At 40.3% G+C, this 15,361-nt stretch carries 17 protein-coding genes; 7 read left to right on the top strand and 10 right to left on the bottom strand.

Translation table 11 applies throughout. The annotated features are described in order from the left end of the window. Positions 1 to 30: 30 nt before the first annotated feature. A complete protein-coding gene (locus BUB92_RS11995) occupies positions 31 to 324 on the top strand; it encodes a UPF0236 family transposase-like protein (RefSeq protein WP_073088917.1) in 294 nt (97 codons plus the stop codon). Positions 325 to 352: 28 nt separating this feature from the next. On the opposite strand, the gene BUB92_RS00690 is transcribed toward BUB92_RS11995, so the two are convergent. The 5 genes from BUB92_RS00690 to BUB92_RS00670 all read right to left on the bottom strand — a co-directional run bounded on the left by BUB92_RS00690 (position 353) and on the right by BUB92_RS00670 (position 2,800). Further along, complete coding sequence (locus tag BUB92_RS00690; protein ID WP_073088915.1) at positions 353 to 898, bottom strand: hypothetical protein; 546 nt, start codon at positions 896 to 898, stop codon at positions 353 to 355. After that, positions 882 to 1,463, bottom strand: coding sequence for a hypothetical protein (locus BUB92_RS00685; protein WP_073088913.1), 582 nt, complete (start codon positions 1,461 to 1,463; stop codon positions 882 to 884). Before BUB92_RS00685 ends, BUB92_RS00690 begins: the two co-directional genes overlap by 17 nt. After that, positions 1,460 to 1,954, bottom strand: coding sequence for a PH domain-containing protein (locus BUB92_RS00680; RefSeq protein ID WP_073088911.1), 495 nt, complete (start codon positions 1,952 to 1,954; stop codon positions 1,460 to 1,462). The genes BUB92_RS00685 and BUB92_RS00680 overlap by 4 nt, the downstream gene beginning before the upstream one ends. 71 nt (positions 1,955 to 2,025) lie before the next feature. Beyond that, complete coding sequence (locus tag BUB92_RS00675) at positions 2,026 to 2,241, bottom strand: hypothetical protein (protein WP_073088910.1); 216 nt, start codon at positions 2,239 to 2,241, stop codon at positions 2,026 to 2,028. Between the two features lie 13 nt (positions 2,242 to 2,254). Beyond that, positions 2,255 to 2,800 (bottom strand): hypothetical protein, encoded by a 546-nt coding sequence (locus BUB92_RS00670; RefSeq protein WP_073088908.1) that lies wholly within the window; start codon positions 2,798 to 2,800, stop codon positions 2,255 to 2,257. Positions 2,801 to 2,998: 198 nt separating this feature from the next. Here BUB92_RS00670 and BUB92_RS11910 point away from each other — a divergent pair, with 198 nt between their 5' ends. Beyond that, positions 2,999 to 3,106, top strand: a complete 108-nt coding sequence (locus BUB92_RS11910) for a Tex-like N-terminal domain-containing protein (RefSeq protein ID WP_073088906.1) — start codon at positions 2,999 to 3,001, stop codon at positions 3,104 to 3,106. Here the strand turns inward: BUB92_RS11910 and BUB92_RS00660 are convergent. From BUB92_RS00660 to BUB92_RS00650, 3 genes are all read right to left on the bottom strand, one after another. After that, positions 3,103 to 4,569 carry a metallophosphoesterase family protein gene (locus tag BUB92_RS00660; RefSeq protein WP_073088904.1) on the bottom strand — a complete coding sequence of 489 codons (1,467 nt, stop codon included), beginning with the start codon at positions 4,567 to 4,569 and terminating at the stop codon, positions 3,103 to 3,105. The two genes, BUB92_RS11910 and BUB92_RS00660, sit on opposite strands and share 4 nt — an antisense overlap. A gap of 130 nt (positions 4,570 to 4,699) precedes the next feature. Beyond that, positions 4,700 to 5,467, bottom strand: a complete 768-nt coding sequence (locus tag BUB92_RS00655) for a 3-hydroxyacyl-CoA dehydrogenase (RefSeq protein ID WP_073088902.1) — start codon at positions 5,465 to 5,467, stop codon at positions 4,700 to 4,702. A 170-nt stretch (positions 5,468 to 5,637) separates the two neighbouring features. Then, positions 5,638 to 6,417 carry an enoyl-CoA hydratase/isomerase family protein gene (locus BUB92_RS00650; protein ID WP_073088900.1) on the bottom strand — a complete coding sequence of 260 codons (780 nt, stop codon included), beginning with the start codon at positions 6,415 to 6,417 and terminating at the stop codon, positions 5,638 to 5,640. Positions 6,418 to 6,681: 264 nt separating this feature from the next. Between BUB92_RS00650 and BUB92_RS00645 the strand changes: the two genes are divergently transcribed. Together BUB92_RS00645 and BUB92_RS00640 are read left to right on the top strand one after the other, a co-directional pair. Further along, on the top strand, positions 6,682 to 8,865 hold the full coding sequence (locus BUB92_RS00645) for an acetyl-CoA hydrolase/transferase C-terminal domain-containing protein (RefSeq protein ID WP_341372060.1): 2,184 nt from the start codon (positions 6,682 to 6,684) through the stop codon (positions 8,863 to 8,865). A gap of 172 nt (positions 8,866 to 9,037) precedes the next feature. Continuing rightward, entirely contained in the window at positions 9,038 to 9,892 is an 855-nt protein-coding gene (locus BUB92_RS00640; protein ID WP_073088898.1) for a DegV family protein, read from the top strand. 23 nt (positions 9,893 to 9,915) lie between these two features. On the opposite strand, the gene BUB92_RS00635 is transcribed toward BUB92_RS00640, so the two are convergent. Both BUB92_RS00635 and BUB92_RS00630 read right to left on the bottom strand, forming a co-directional pair. After that, positions 9,916 to 10,944, bottom strand: a complete 1,029-nt coding sequence (locus BUB92_RS00635) for a glycosyltransferase family 4 protein (RefSeq protein ID WP_073088896.1) — start codon at positions 10,942 to 10,944, stop codon at positions 9,916 to 9,918. Between the two features lie 16 nt (positions 10,945 to 10,960). Beyond that, entirely contained in the window at positions 10,961 to 12,088 is a 1,128-nt protein-coding gene (locus tag BUB92_RS00630; RefSeq protein WP_073088894.1) for a VanW family protein, read from the bottom strand. Positions 12,089 to 12,288: 200 nt separating this feature from the next. Between BUB92_RS00630 and BUB92_RS00625 the strand changes: the two genes are divergently transcribed. Genes BUB92_RS00625 through BUB92_RS00615 form a run of 3 tightly spaced genes read left to right on the top strand, consistent with a single transcriptional unit; the run spans position 12,289 to position 15,343 of the window. After that, complete coding sequence (locus BUB92_RS00625) at positions 12,289 to 13,842, top strand: DEAD/DEAH box helicase (RefSeq protein WP_143156820.1); 1,554 nt, start codon at positions 12,289 to 12,291, stop codon at positions 13,840 to 13,842. A 40-nt stretch (positions 13,843 to 13,882) separates the two neighbouring features. Next, on the top strand, positions 13,883 to 14,533 hold the full coding sequence (locus tag BUB92_RS00620) for an ABC transporter ATP-binding protein (protein ID WP_073088939.1): 651 nt from the start codon (positions 13,883 to 13,885) through the stop codon (positions 14,531 to 14,533). 3 nt (positions 14,534 to 14,536) lie between these two features. Continuing rightward, positions 14,537 to 15,343, top strand: coding sequence for an ABC transporter permease (locus BUB92_RS00615; protein ID WP_073088892.1), 807 nt, complete (start codon positions 14,537 to 14,539; stop codon positions 15,341 to 15,343). Positions 15,344 to 15,361 lie beyond the last annotated feature (18 nt).

Genomic DNA, 15,361 nt, shown 5'->3' with positions numbered 1-15,361 from the left:
TAGCGTTTCTACTTTTTCTGGCTCACTTTTATGTTAGCGTTTACATTAGATAAATATCATCTAAACAAGGCGATAACTCAAGCCGTAGGGAATAAACCTGAGGAAAGGCGGGAAATATATTCAGCCCTAAAGAATAGCGATCAAAATCATTTCAAAAAAATTACCAGCAAAATACTTGCCGAAGCTGCTAGTGAAGTTGAAAAGAAAAAAATCAAAGACTTTAAAAGGTATGTGCTTAACAATTTGTGTCAAGTTCGATATTGGATTGCTGGTCAACCAGCATACATTAGGGCTTTGATGCCTGTTTTAAACTGCGAAATTTGAGTTAAATATAAATAACTGGTTTTTATTGTTAAACATTTTTATTCTTTACCTTATTTTGTAAACATTTATGCAAATTTTCTACTGAAGGATGAGAAATAACAAACAAATTATCAGATTGCTCTATCAACAAACCGGTGGGATAATTTCTGTACTGGAAAAGAATAGTCTTTTCTCCATTTTTCATTTTATAAATACCTGTTTTTAAACCTGGTATTCCAGAACCATTAATTCTATATACAGCCTTCCACTCTCCTGTCATATCAACCAGATAAAAATTGCTTTGATGTATATCATCAATGGTGAAGCTACTTTTTGGTAGTTTTAGATATAACGTATTTCCTTCTAATTGCCAGCCAGTACCTGCTAAAGAAAAAGAAAAAAACGATATTATAAAAATTGGAAATAAAATAAATACTGTAAAAATATGCATGTATAGTTTCTTTTTATTTAAATGATTTTTATAAAATATCCAAATAAAAGGCAAATTGATCGCTAAATAAATCAATATATAAGAAACAACATCTAAAGAAAGCCAGCCCTTTAACAAATCAAACTGATTAAGCTGATATGACATTGATTTTTTCCTCCTTAACCTCTTGCCATATTGCTTCTTTGTGATCTGCTAATTTATGGAGTTGTCTTAGATATTTAGTTGCTAATAAGTAACATGCTTCACATTTTCTGTATACAGGATACGAGATATTTAATCTATTAAATATACTCAGCGGTCCTTCTAGATATAAAAGCCAAAATAGAACATTTCTTTGCATCCTATTTATTATTTGAGATAAAGTTATATTATCACGAATTATGTTAGCTATAGTTATAAAATCCTGAGCTTTGGTATTTAAAATATGACCGCAGCAAAAAGTGATATTGCCATCGGGCAAAACAGTTAAAGCCTTACCTGCTTCCCTGCATGGTTGAAATACTTCGTTATTGTTTCCAGGAATAAACATATCGATTGAACATTTTTTACGTGCTCTACCTAAAGGAATATAATAAGCTTGATCAATCACCTTGTAAACTATTTCTTCCCATATCACATCATTATTAGCAGGTTTGCAAGATAAAGAACAGTGAATACAATTAAAATTACATTTGTATGTATAAACAAATACCAGTGACGAAGGAATCATACATAAGCCCTCCCCTTAAGTAAATCAATAAACTCCGCATTTTTTTGGGGGCTAAGATAAAAGGTACCAGTCTTCGTTTGTATTTTAACCATATCGGTTAATCTAGTAGAGTAAACTTTAACTTTATTTCCTTGCTCATCATTAAATAGTCCATAATAAGAAAATAAACCTCCATTACCAACTACCCTCCATAAACGCGGCTTCTTTACTTTATCCACAGATATAATTTCATCCAAATCTATCACAATATTTCCAATTATACGGCGGATTATTAATTTATCTCCGGTTAACAAATAATAACGAGGGGCTAACAAATAAGTTATAATTATAAACAAAAGTAAAACAAACCAGATAACTACTGCCCAAAAATACTCATGTAAATCAGGAAGAAGTGGAAGTAATACAAATACTCCTGTACCCAGCATTACTATAATAGTAAACCATGTGCCAAACTTAACCATGCTATCCCATTTTGCTAACCGAAAAACCATATAATACCTCCTAATGTATTGGGATCAAACTTACTAAAATAAGAACAGGGATGTACTCATTAAAATAAAGGCTATATTATTCTTACGTCTTTTCCTACTGCTAAATATGTAGCGGCAGCTATTGCGGCTAAACTGGCAATCCCTACTGCATTCCAGGCTACTACATATACCGGAAGTGAAGCTACTGGTACAGCGATAGCATTGGGTTCATTATCACCAGATTTTATATTATCGTTGCTTATAATTGATATTGCATCTACTGATTCGTCAATCTCAAAACCTCTCATTCCTTATCACCTCCTAGGGAAATTTACACTCAATGCAGGAGTTAATTAAATCAACATATCTATACAATGAGTACATCCCTTTTTGCGAAGCTTTTTGTAAAACTGAAGAAATTAAATCTGTACCATTAGAGGAAATAACTATAAATTCTTTGGTATTAGCGTATGCTATACAAGTATACACATTATCTTTAAGAGAAACACAGATAAAAGGCTCAAAAGGATCACCAGTTATACCACGAATGATATATAAATAGTGGATAATTTCACCCAAGCAAACCTCATTTCTAAAGTAATGGCTTCTGCCTTTTAGGCCAAATACACTGATATTTTCTTTAACATATGACTTTATATCATCGATCTGGGTCTTTAATGATAAATTTTTTACTACGTTTTCATCAGAGATACGCGAAATCATAAGCATAGGTGCAATATTAGCTATACCTTCCAATAAAAATAAATACAGGACATGGTTTCTTTTGGAATTTAGGATTTCTTCAACATCTTTTGAAGGAATTTCAAATTCATCTACATCCAACAATAAATTTTCCTGGTTTTCCATTTACTTCCCATCTCCTTTTTTAATATTTTGTATAAAAATATTTTAATTTACTCTAAAAAAAAAAAAAAACTACTTCAGCATTTTTGGTAGCTTTTGGGGTATGATTTGTTGATTTTTTCTTTTTTCTTACAAAAATAGCAGCTTATTTGAATTTAATACTTATTTTGCAAATAAAAACCTTGTCCAGAATTAAATTGAGTGCTGGAAGACATCTACCGGCCTTTCCGGCCGAAGAAGAGAACCCGGGCCATGATAGCTAGAGAAAGAGGGCTGGAAGGATTGGCTCGTTTTATGATAGAAGGCTAAGGGAGAGTGGAGGACGAAGCAGAAGGATACCTCTCCAACTGGGCTTTTAATCCATTTTTGAAAAGCTTGCGTTCAATGAAGAAACGGTCGGCTAAAGGGTCGTATTTTACTATATCACAGGCTAGAGGTTTTTCTCCCGGCTTTATATAAAGAATAACGGCGGAATAAGGCACTCCTTTTTCGGCATATAAGCCTCTAAGCCCGGCAGCTCCTGCTGTACCCGGATTTATTTTTATATTGCCGTTTCCTTCTGCTATCTCCAGGCGGTGGTTATGCCCGTGTATTACCAGGGGAAATGTTTGGGCAAGCTTCTGAGCTGCTTTATGGTTGTGAATTACTACCAGATCGGGTTTTGCTTCGGCCTGGCTCGCAAGTTCAGGAACTTTGGCCAGTACAGTTTCTTCCCACTCATTCTCATCGGTTATGGCAACATCCAGGCTTGCTGCCAGCGGATCCCCGGTGCCCAGGATTTTAAGGCCGGCAACTTCGGTTAGTCCTTCCAGAACTATGCCTTTCTTTAAGCTCTTTATAAAGGCAACGGTTTCCGGGGTGTCATGGTTGCCGGATGCGAAAACATAAGGTATATTAAGGTTTTTAAGTTTTTCGACTGCCTGTATTTCCGCTTCCGAACCGAAATCAGTAAGATCGCCGGCATCAATGACGAGGTCAACTTTGAAGCTTTGTGCCAGGGAAGTTATAAATTCTATTCCTACCGGGTTAGAGTGCAGATCGCTTATGACCAGAACTTTTTTTATTTCCGAACTTTCAGCTGGATTGCCGACCAGGGAAAAATTTTCGGCATGAGCAAAAAGGACTTTTATATTATCCACCACTTTACGGGTTTGCTTTTGTACTTCATCCAGCTGGGAAAGAAGTTTTTCCGGTTCAGGAATCAGATTGGGAGCCAGGGTAATTACCCCGCTGTATTCAGGTTCTTTAAATGCCCTTATATCATAGGTGGCAAAAGTTTGCCAGAATATAAGGAGCAGCAATGAAACGGCCAAAGCTGCTGCCAGTAAAGTTTGTTTAAGGGAAGAACGCCATATAAGATAAGTCATGAGCAAAGCCCCGGCAAATGCCAAAATTACCTGCTTGAAGATAAAAAACGGCATAATTCCGGGTATATGTGAACGCAGGCGTTCGATAAAGCTGGAAGATGAATAAGAATGCAAAAGATCCCGGGCCAGATCGGTTCCAATATAGCTTAATTCAATACTTAATTTTAATGGTGAATTATGGGTAAAAGCCGATATACTGCCAAAAGGAGGCAGATGGATTACGGTCTGTCCCTGGCTGGCTGGACTTAAGGAAAAATTTAGCCGCAATCCTTCTATATTGTAAGTAGTAGGGCCTAAAAGATAAACGGCCATACAGGCAAAAAAGAAGGCGGTTATTAACAGGGCAGTCATTTTTAAAAACTGATTATTTCTCCACTTTAAGGTGCCGGTTTTAATGTGCTGCATATTTTTCACCTTATTCTGCTTTTTGACTAGTTTTTATTTTACATCAGGTTAGAGATTAAGGCGATAGAAGATTATTCCGGGAAATCAAAAAAGGTGGCATTTAGCCACCCTTTTATAAGTATATTCTGATTTATTTGGGCTGCATGCGGATGGCGCCGTCTAAGCGGATAGTTTCGCCGTTCATGTAGCCGTTTACTACGATCTGTTCAACAAGCATTGCGAATTCATCGGGATTACCAAGTCTCTGCGGGAAGGGAACTTGCTGAGCTAGGGACTGACGAGCAGGTTCAGGCAGAGCTTTCATCATCGGGGTATCAAATATACCAGGAGCTATAGTGCAAACACGGATACAATGTCTGGCCAGGTCACGAGCGATAGGCAGAGTCATGCCAACTACGCCAGCTTTGGAAGCAGAATAGGCAGCCTGTCCAATCTGGCCATCGAAAGCAGCAACGGAGGAAACATTTATAATAACACCTTTTTCGCCGCTTTCATCAGGTTCATTTTTGTCCATTTCAAATGCGGCATGAGCGAGCATATTGAAGGCACCGATCAGGTTGATTTCAATAACCATTCTGAACCAGTCAATGTTGTAGGGGCCATCTTTGCCGATGGTGCGGCCGGCTGCGCCAACTCCGGCATTATTGACCAGAATGTGGATAGCTCCGAATTTTTCCTTGGCCACAGCGCATACATTTTTAATATCATCAGTGGAGGTCATATTAGCTTTTACGAAGACAGCCCTTTCCCCTAATTTTTCAGCTAAAGCTTTTCCGTTTTCTTCATTGAGGTCAGCGATTACCACATTAGCCCCTGCATTGTGCAGACGGATAACAGCAGCTTCTCCTAATCCGGAGGCGCCACCTGTAACGATAGCAGTTTTGCCAGCGATTTTCATTACATCCCCACTCCTTTTTGTTTTTTAATAAAGGTGGAGAATTTTATCTTCACCACCCCTGGGCTATGAACAGGGAACTTTTTATTCCCGTCATAGTTAAATTAATAATAGCATAAAAAATTAAATTAGTGGAGAAAAATTTCACATTCAGAAAATTCTCTTAATTAAATTTAAGCAAAAGGTCTTTCCCGGCCTTTACTTAAGTTGTGCATAATCATCAAGGTCTGATTGCGATCTTCCATTTTAAGAGCGGCTTCTAGGCCTGCGCAGTCCAGGTTTTGATTGATGGCTTCTTTAGTAAGTCTTATGGCCAGGGGATCTTTGGCTACTATTTCCCGGGCCAGTTCCAGAGCAGTTTCTAAAAGCTTTTCCCGGGGGACACAGCGGGAAACAAAGCCTAGCTGGACAGCTTCTTCGGCGTTCATGAAACGTCCGGTAAGGAGAAATTCATAGGCTCTACCTGCTCCGATGAGACGGGGAAGAAAATAGCTAGATCCCATATCGGCTCCGCCCAGTCCTACATTTATGTAGAAAGCGGAAAAGCGGGCATCAGGCGATATTATGCGGATATCAGAAGCCATGGCAAAGCTGAATCCAGCTCCGGCTGCTGCGCCGTGAATGAGAGCAATTATGGGCTGGGGGATTTGGCGCATGGCCAATTGCAGATAACCGAGCTTGGTTTGATATTGATAAAATCCGGGGGTAGTTAAAAGATCAGATGCTACCTCTTCTTTGACATCAACTCCCCCGCAAAAGCCTTTTTCTCCTTCGCCCCTTAAGATAACTACTCTGGTTACAAGGTCATCTTTAAGTCTTTGCCAGATGTCGGTAAGCTCATCGGCCATCTGGCGGTTAACAGCATTGAGTTTTTGCGGCCGGTTAAGAGAAAGGAGCATGATATTGTTTTCCATCATTTCGATTTTCAGGGTTTCATAATCAGGATAAGCCATTATTTTCACTCCCGATATTTTATTTAATATATTTGCTAATGAGTATTACTATATAAGCACTATGATTTCCTGCTCTAAATTTGCTTTATGTTAATAGTATTAAATGCTTATAAATATTATTTATATGTAAAAATAAAAAATATTAATAATTTAAAATAAAGATAAAATTCAGAAAAATAGAGGAATTTTTTAGCCTTTATTGAAATATTTATTAAAAGAGCTTTATATGCTTTGCTATGACAAATTATGGGAAAGGGGTAGGTGATGTTAATGCAGTTAAATGCGGGGGTTATTACTGACGATGTTAAAAAGTGTGTCGATGAGATCATCAATTATATTGGTAAAGATATAACTTTTGCCATGACACTGGCTTTAGGCAAGCCGGCCCGGCTGGTTAACGAGCTTTACCGGCGGGCTAAGGAAGATCCCGAACTAAAATTAAGGATAGTTACTGCTCTTTCCCTGGAAAAGCCGCGTGGACATTCTGAGATTGAACGCAGATTCTTAAAACCAATCGCAGATAGAATATTTGACGGGGTTCCAGATTTTGAATATATTATTGATTATCGCGAAGGAAGACTTCCTCCCAATGTGGAAATCTACGAATTCTTCTGTAAAGCTGGTGCCAATCTTCACTCGCCTGAACTGCAGCAGAATCATCTCGCCTCTAACTATACCCATGTTCCCCGTGATGCCGTAGATTTCGGAACTAATGTTTTGGGAGTGCTTTTGGCCCCGGGGGAAATTGACGGGCAAAAGGTTTACTCTACGGCCTGCAATCCTGACGTTACCCTGGAAGCCATAGAATTGCTTATGGAAAAAAGAAAAAATGGAGAAAAAGTAGCTATTATCGGCGAAGTAAATGCCAATATGCCCTTTATGTACGGAGATGCGGTGGTAACAGGAGATAATTTTGACTATATATTAGAAGGGCCTTACTATAATTATGCCCTTTTTGCTCCTCCTAAAGATGCGGTAGCCTTCTCAGATTACTCTATCGGGCTTCATGCCAGCACCCTGGTGAAAGATGGAGGAACTATCCAGGTAGGTATAGGTGCTCTGGGGGATGCTATTGTTTATGGACTTATCATGCGTAATGACCATAACGATGTTTACCGGGAAATTATCAGCAAAATGGGCATTGACCAGAAATATGGAAAGCTTATTGAAAAGGTCGGAGGCTTAGGAACGCTGGAAAAAGGTCTTTATGGATCTTCTGAGATGTTTATCGATGCTTTTATGCAGATGTATAAAAATGGGATACTTAAGCGCAAGGTTTATGACAGCATACCCCTTATGAAGCTTATAAACGCTGGTGAACTTGATGAAAATAATATCCGGGAAGATATAATAGATAAACTTTTGGAGATGAAGGCCATAAATCCCAGGCTTACCGATGAAGATTTTCGCTTCCTGACTTATTTTGGCATTTTAAAACCGGGATTACAGTTTTCTTCCGAGGGGATTATACTGGATGGAGATGTGCAGTATTCTGCCGATCTTACGGATGAGAAAGCCCGCCGGGAAATAAGGAAAATTTTAGGAAAAAGACTTCTCAATGGATATGTTATGCTGGGGGCTTTCTTTATAGGACCTAAATCTTTTTATGATGCCCTTAATAATATGAGTGAAGAAGAAAGAAAGCTCTTCCAGATGTCGGGGGTAAGGAGGGTTAATCAGCTTTATGGCGATGAAGAGCTTAGAAAGCTGCAGCGCAAAGATGCCCGCTTTATCAATACCGGGATGATAGCTACCCTTTTAGGAGCTGTGGCTTCTGACCAGCTGGAAGACGGCAGAGTGGTAAGCGGTATAGGCGGACAGTATAACTTTGTGGCGATGGCTCATGCCCTGCCTGATGCCCGAGCCATACTTCTTATAAAGAGCACCAAGGGGACTGGAAGAACCTTGAAATCCAATATAAGATTCAGCTATGGGCATTGTTCGGTTCCCAAACATTTAAGGGATATTATTGTTACAGAATATGGAATTGCTGATGTCAGAGGTAAACCTCACAAGGAAGTAGTCATGGAAATGCTAAAGGTGGCGGACTCCCGTTTCCAGGATCAGCTTTTAGAAGAAGCCAAGAAGGCCAAACTTATACCTAAAAACTGGGATATACCTGCTGAATATCGCCAGAATACGCCGGAGAGGATAGCTTCTGTTTTAGCTCCTTATCAGAAGCAGGGGTATTTCAAGCCTCATCCTTACGGTACGGATCTTACTCAGGATGAAATAATACTGGGAGGGTCGCTTAAAGCATTAAAAGCACTCTCTACCGGTTATCCGCTTAAGATGGCAAGCGGCCTTTTCCTGGAATTGTTCCGGCCAGTGCCGAAAGCGGCTGAACGCTATCTGGAGCTGGTAGACCTGGCTCGTCCTAAAGGGGTAAAAGAGAGGATACTCAGAAAACTTGTCGTTTTTGCCTTGAGGAATAATAAAAGAATTTAGGATAATAATAGATATAAATAATATTAATTAATAGGGGAGTACTGCTCCCTTATTATTTTGGAGTTAAAAAAATGAAGAAATTATAGCTTGTATAAGCTAGGCCAAAGTAATAGAATGTTAGTTAGTATAGAATAAACCGAAAAATGGAAGATTTAGATGAGGAGGAAAATAGATGGGAAATATAAGGATATATGCAGACAACGGCTGTGATCTGGACCGAGAAGTAGCTGAAAGCCTGGGAGTAAGGATGTTTCACATGCCGGTAACTATAGAAGGCAGGACTTACCGTGATCGTCTGGATATAACCCCGGCGGAGTTTTATAAGCTAATTGCCAAACCGGGGGTGTTGCCTACTACAGCGCAGATAACTCCAGCTGAATTTCAGCAGGAGTTTGAGAAGGTTATTAATGAAACAGATGATGACATAATCTATATTGCTTTTTCTTCTGGGCTTAGTGCTACTTATCAATCAGCCTGCTTGGCCCGGGAAATGGTTAGCCAGGACAGGATAACGGTAATTGATTCGAAAAGTGCTTCCGTAGGCTATGCTCTTACGGTTATAAGAGCTGCTAAAGCCGTACAGGCTGGTAAGAGCAAAGAGGAAGTTATAGCAGAAATTGAAGACAATGTAAGGAGGATTGAACATATATTTGTGGTAGGTAATTTTGAAATGCTTAAAAGAGGAGGGCGGGTAAGCGCAACTTCAGCTGTTTTTGGCAATCTCCTTAATATAAAGCTTATACTGCATTTTGTAGATGGCAAAATAGTTCCTCTGGAGAAGGTGAAAGGGCTTAAGAAAGCGAAAAAAAGGATGCTGGAAATTATGGAGGAAAGGGCAGCCGAGGATTTACCTTCCCAGCTTATTGGGATTAATCATTCAGCTGACTATGAAGGGGCCCTAGAATTAAAAGAGATGATTGAGCAGAGATTTGGCTGTAAGGATTTTATTATTTCCGAAATCGGAGCAGCTATCGGATCTCATGTAGGAGCAGGTACTTATTCGGTATTTTTCCTCAACAAGGGCTAAGATGGTTTAAGATACAGGCAGGGCTAAAAGGTTTTGCCTGTATCCTGGGATAATATTTTTTGGTATATGTCTATATAGTCTTCTACCATTCTTTCCTGGCTGAATCGTTCTTCTACCCAGCGGCGGCAGTGGGCACGATTCAAGTCTGAGATGTCTTTAACTCTAACGGCAGCTTCTTTCACATTATCGACCAGAAATCCGGTTATGCTGTCTTTTATAACTTCAGGCATAGAACCGCGCCTAAATGCTATAACCGGTGTACCGCAAGCCATGGCTTCTACTACGCTTAAGCCGAAAGGCTCGTTGAATTTTATGGGGTGTAACAGGGCATAGGCTCTGCTGAGAAGGAGATTGCGGGCATAAGGTTCAACAGAGCCGATATAAATTATATTCTGGTTGTCAATATAAGGCTCTACCCGGGTGCGAAAATAATGGAGATCCTGAATTATGCCGGCTATATAAAGTTTTCTTCCTGCCTGTTTGGCAATCTGAATAGCCTCAAAGGTGCCTTTATCTTCATGAATACGGCCTAAATATACCAGATAGTTAAGGCTTTTTTCGCGAAAAGTGAATTCATTTAGGTCGATGCCGTGATAGACGGTAGCTATATAGTCTAGTTCCGGTCTGCGGTCGGCATTGCTTATAGACACATAATAGGTATTTTGATTGTATTTCTGGTATACGGGAAGTATTTTTTCTGATGAAAAGCCGTGTATGGTTGTTAAAACCGGGGTTTTAACGAGACGGCTGTAAGTTAGAGGCAGAAAATCATAGTGATTATGAATGAGATCAAAATTTTCTGCCTGCTCGAATAAATGCGATATATGTAGCGCTTCCCAGACTTTGGGATCTATATCTTTATTTTCTTCATAAGGATAAGGACATATGAAAGAAAGCTTACCGGAAGTAACCGAGTTTCCGGTAGCAAAAAGGGTTACATCCACATTTTTTTTGACCAGCCCTTCGGCCAGGAGTGATACTACTCTTTCCCAGGGGCCATAATGACTGGGGGGAGTACGCCAGGCAATTGGTGATAAAAGCGCTATTTTCATTATTTTATACTCCTTTTTATTCAGATTCGGTTATAACCGTTATCACATATTTATCTACTACCTGGGCCCAGATTTTCAGGGGACGGTTTAAGGTATTGCGAAACTTGAAATCCTGGATGCCAAAAGAAACCGTGGCATCTCTTCTTTCCGGAACATAGGCTACTTTCATGCTGTGGGGATGCCTTTCTACCACTTTAAGGTTGCAGGCAAGGACAGTATTATAAAGGGTGCTTGCTACCTGACATATTCCTCCTCCTATTCCCGGCACTACTTTTTTGCCGGCAAATACTGGTGCTTCTTTGAAGCCTTTCTTTGCTGTTCGTTCTCCTACCGTTTGATTAAATGAAAAAATTTGTCCCGGATACAGAGTGTAACCGTTTATTTTGGAACAGGCTAATTTTATATTATGGGTACGGTTAGGTGAACTATTAAGCAGAGTAGTATAGTATCCGCCTATGATTTTGTATCCAGGATACAGGAGATGCCAGCCAGGGACTTCTTTAAATGTTCCCCAGAGAGGAATATTTTCGGGAATAGCGAATTCCTGGCTGCTGCTAAAACTTGAACTGGTAAGGTAGACGGTTTTTTCTTCCGTATTATAATTTAAAGTATAGCCTGCTATTTCGCCTATAAATCGCAGGGGAATAAATAAAGTATGGTTGATTATGATGGGTACATTAGGAAGTTTAATTATTTCATCATTTTTTAATGCCGATATATCATGGGCGCGCAGAGAAATATTGATTTGGTTACTGGTTAGCCATATTTGATTATTATCTGCCCTATCCAGTACAAAGTTAAAAATAGTAGCCGCATCTTCGGCTGCTATCATGGCCCGGTTATCGGAGTTGATAAACAGAGGGTGCTGAGTAGTTACAGGTTTACCATCTAAAACCAGAGCTATGGTGTTCGGCATGGGATCGGCAACAGGTATATCTGTATTATCATCTGTATTATCAGTAATTTCGTTCTGGTCAACATCTTCATTTTCTGCCGGCAGATAATTTTCGGTTAAGTAATTGTCAGATGGCGACTGCTCACTAAGAGCGGGCTGAACATAAACCGGCATAAAAAGGATAAAGGCTAATGCCAGCCAGGTTATAAGGCTGATAGATAAAATAGATGTGCTTTTTTGCTTATGCATCAAATCCCTCCCGATGTTTTTTTAAAATAGGTATGATGTTTAGGGGCAAATATTCCCAGATATTGTATGCTTAATAAATTATGGTCCGATAAGATGGATTTTATACATGGGAAATGTCCTAATTGCTGGCTGAAGAAAGATAAGTGTGGTATAGTTATAGGGATGTAAAGCGTTATAGATCCTAAAAGGAGGAAATATTTTTGGAAAACAACGGTTTTAGCAATATGGGTTTAAAGCATGAACTTCTGGCTATGATAGAAGCGAAAGGTTTTAAATATCCTACTCCTATTCAGACCGAGGCTATACCCTGGGCTTTAGCCGGGGAAGACATAATGGGGCAGGCGCAGACGGGAACGGGTAAAACAGCTGCTTTTGGCCTTCCTATACTTAATAAAGTTGAGAAGGGACAGGGGTTGCAGGCCCTTATTTTATGCCCGACGCGCGAGCTGGCTGTTCAGATTACAAAGGAAATATCTTTTTTAGGAAGCCAGCTCTCTATTAATGTTTTGCCTGTATATGGAGGGCAGTCCATAGAAAAACAGATTTATGCTTTAAAACAGAATCCGGAAATAGTGGTGGGAACCCCGGGAAGGCTTCTTGACCACCTGCAGAGGAGGACTATTTCTTTAAAAGAGATTAAGTTTTTGGTGCTGGATGAAGCTGATGAGATGCTGGATATGGGATTTTTGCCTGATATTGAAAAGATTATAGGTTTTTGTCCGCTTCGAAGACAAACTTTTCTTTTTTCCGCTACCCTTGATGAAAAGGTAAGAAGGCTGGCAGCTAAATATATGCATAAGCCAAGGCTTATAGTTATTCCTTCTCCGGAACGTACGGTACCGGTAATTGAACAAAAATATTATGTGGTTAAACCAGGATGGAAAAATGAGTTTTTATGCTGGCTTTTAGAAAGTTTGGATATTTCATCTAGCCTTATTTTTTGTCGCACGAAGAGAGGAGCAGCTGAACTGGCGGCTGTTTTGCAAAGCAGAGGTTATACAGCAGATTGTTTGCATGGTGATATGTCGCAGCGCGAAAGGGATCATGTAATGAATGCTTTCCGCAGGCGCCGCATCCGGATACTTACGGCAACTGACCTGGCAGCCCGCGGTCTGGATATAAAACATGTATCCCATGTAATTAATTATGACATACCGGAAGACCCTGAAAACTATGTGCACCGCATAGGAAGGACAGGCAGAGCCGGAAGAAGGGGAACGGCTATAACTTTGGTAGAACCGGAGCAGATGAAATGGTTAAAAGCTATTGAACGCTATATTGGAAGAAAGATAGAAAAAGAACATTTACCGCTGGATGAGAAGGTGAGGGAAAAACAGCTTCTACAGCTGGAAGCTCTGGTACAAAATAAAGTAAAGGAAAAAATCTCTCCGCTAGTTGAGGAACTGGCCTTGAGGCTTATGAAAAATAATCAACCTGAAGATTTGCTAAAGACTGTGCTCAGTATGTTGTGGAAAGATTATTATGGGGAAACCGAGGAAGGGAGAGAGGATTTTGCCGAAATGGTTAATATTGCCCTCCCCTGGGGCAGGAAACATGGCATAAATGTAAAGCTTATACATGAATTCATAATGGATTATACAGGTTTGTCTTCCTCCTCCATAGGTGAAATAGAAATAGGCAAAGAAGAAACCTATGTAGAGATACCGCTTGACTATGTGGATATAGTGTATAAGGCTATAGATAGCTTCCCGGTTGGGAGAAGAACGGGGAAAAGAACGGCTAAAACTGAATAAAATGGAGATGATAAGGGGCAATGGGGAAAGGGGGATAAAGATGCAGGATTTTTTCCGTTTTACCGAGCTTACTTACTATTTAGGCAGCAGAGAAAGAGAAATCAGGATAAGCGGAGAACTAAAACCCGGGTATGTTCTGGTAGTCAAAGGCCCTTCGGGAAGCGGCAAGTCCACCCTGCTTAAAGTTATGGCCCGGCTGGTTAAAGCTCAGGGAGGAGAGATCATATACCGGGATAAAAACTGGTATGCATACAGTCCTTATGCCTGGAGAACCTGCATTCAGTATGTGCCCCAAAAACCGGTTATGTTCAGGGGAAACGGCAGGGAAAATTTATATAAGCCTTTTTTGCTCAAAGGAATAAGGGAAGATCGGATATTCAATGAAGAAAAGGTTAGAGAATACCTGGATATTTTCTCTCTTCCTCCCCAAATACTAGAGCAGGAAGCAATAACCCTGTCGGGAGGGGAAGCAGCCCGCCTTTCTTTTATAAGGGCTCTGCTTATAGAGCCTTCGATAATTTTACTGGATGAGCCTACGGCTTATCTGGATCAGGAGAACCGGATCAAGGTTTTGCGCTTTTTTAGCCGCTGGGTTAAAGAAGAGCCCGGGAGGGGTATAGTTTTAATATCCCACCAGGAAAATGATATAGAAGAATTTTCGGACACGAGTTTTATAAGCCTTGGGGGGTAAAAGATGGGAAGCGGGGGTTACAGCTATATTGAAATCTCCTATGCTCAGCTTTTATTAAGCATAATTCTGGTGCTTATAACCGGCATAATATCTGCTCTATTGCAGCTAGGACTTATCAAATCACTGCTCTGGGGAACCGTGAGGGCTTTTGTGCAGCTTACCCTGATTGGGTATGTTTTAAGCTTTATTTTTAAACTCGACAACTGGGCGGTTATTTTGCTTATTATACTTTTAATGTGCTATATAGCCAGCCGGGAAGCCAGCAGGAGGATAAAAAAACCGATGGTTAAACCTGATGCCGTATCTTTTCTGGCCTTAACAGCCAGCACTTTTCTCGTAGGCATGATCGTAGTAGTGTTTATAGTAGCACCTGATCCCTGGTATACTCCTCAGGTTATGATACCTATATTTGGCATGATCCTGGGCAATTCTATGAATGGGATTGCTTTAGCTCTTGACCGCATGTATGGAGAAATTTACGGCCATCTGGATGAGGTAGAGCAGCTTCTGGCTCTGGGGGCTACCCCTTTTGAAGCTGTACGCGATTATGTCAAAGAAGCCTTGCGGGCAGGGATGACCCCGACTATAAATTCGCTTATGGTCGTAGGGCTGGTAAGTTTGCCGGGTATGATGACCGGGCAGATACTGGCTGGGATGGACCCGGCGGTAGCGGTGCGCTATCAGTTTGTAGTCATGGTGATGATAGCTGCTGCCGTAGCTATGGGCTGTCTTATAATTGTGGGTCTTTCCTATCGGAGTATGTTCAATGAGGATATGGCTTTAAATGAGAAGTTGTATAGAAACAACTAAGGAGGCGAGAAGCCTCCT

The organism is Thermosyntropha lipolytica DSM 11003, assembly GCF_900129805.1.
GTDB lineage: Bacteria > Bacillota > Syntrophomonadia > Syntrophomonadales > Syntrophomonadaceae > Thermosyntropha > Thermosyntropha lipolytica.
The sequence above is the reverse complement of the archived record's forward strand: the minus strand, read 5'-3'. Positions and strand labels throughout refer to the sequence as shown.

Bases quoted from the DNA above. Each gene is read 5' to 3' on its own strand.
- BUB92_RS00635 (WP_073088896.1), bottom strand. From the start codon at position 10,944: ATGAAAATAGCGCTTTTATCACCAATTGCCTGGCGTACTCCCCCCAGT.
- BUB92_RS00615 (WP_073088892.1), top strand. From the start codon at position 14,537: ATGGGAAGCGGGGGTTACAGCTATATTGAAATCTCCTATGCTCAGCTT.
- BUB92_RS00630 (WP_073088894.1), bottom strand. From the start codon at position 12,088: ATGCATAAGCAAAAAAGCACATCTATTTTATCTATCAGCCTTATAACC.
- BUB92_RS00660 (WP_073088904.1), bottom strand. From the start codon at position 4,569: ATGCAGCACATTAAAACCGGCACCTTAAAGTGGAGAAATAATCAGTTT.
- BUB92_RS00620 (WP_073088939.1), top strand. From the start codon at position 13,883: ATGCAGGATTTTTTCCGTTTTACCGAGCTTACTTACTATTTAGGCAGC.
- BUB92_RS00655 (WP_073088902.1), bottom strand. From the start codon at position 5,467: ATGAAAATCGCTGGCAAAACTGCTATCGTTACAGGTGGCGCCTCCGGA.
- BUB92_RS00640 (WP_073088898.1), top strand. From the start codon at position 9,038: ATGGGAAATATAAGGATATATGCAGACAACGGCTGTGATCTGGACCGA.
- BUB92_RS00650 (WP_073088900.1), bottom strand. From the start codon at position 6,417: ATGGCTTATCCTGATTATGAAACCCTGAAAATCGAAATGATGGAAAAC.
- BUB92_RS00680 (WP_073088911.1), bottom strand. From the start codon at position 1,954: ATGGTTTTTCGGTTAGCAAAATGGGATAGCATGGTTAAGTTTGGCACA.
- BUB92_RS00690 (WP_073088915.1), bottom strand. From the start codon at position 898: ATGTCATATCAGCTTAATCAGTTTGATTTGTTAAAGGGCTGGCTTTCT.
- BUB92_RS00645 (WP_341372060.1), top strand. From the start codon at position 6,682: ATGTTAATGCAGTTAAATGCGGGGGTTATTACTGACGATGTTAAAAAG.
- BUB92_RS00675 (WP_073088910.1), bottom strand. From the start codon at position 2,241: ATGAGAGGTTTTGAGATTGACGAATCAGTAGATGCAATATCAATTATA.
- BUB92_RS00685 (WP_073088913.1), bottom strand. From the start codon at position 1,463: ATGATTCCTTCGTCACTGGTATTTGTTTATACATACAAATGTAATTTT.
- BUB92_RS00670 (WP_073088908.1), bottom strand. From the start codon at position 2,800: ATGGAAAACCAGGAAAATTTATTGTTGGATGTAGATGAATTTGAAATT.
- BUB92_RS11995 (WP_073088917.1), top strand. From the start codon at position 31: ATGTTAGCGTTTACATTAGATAAATATCATCTAAACAAGGCGATAACT.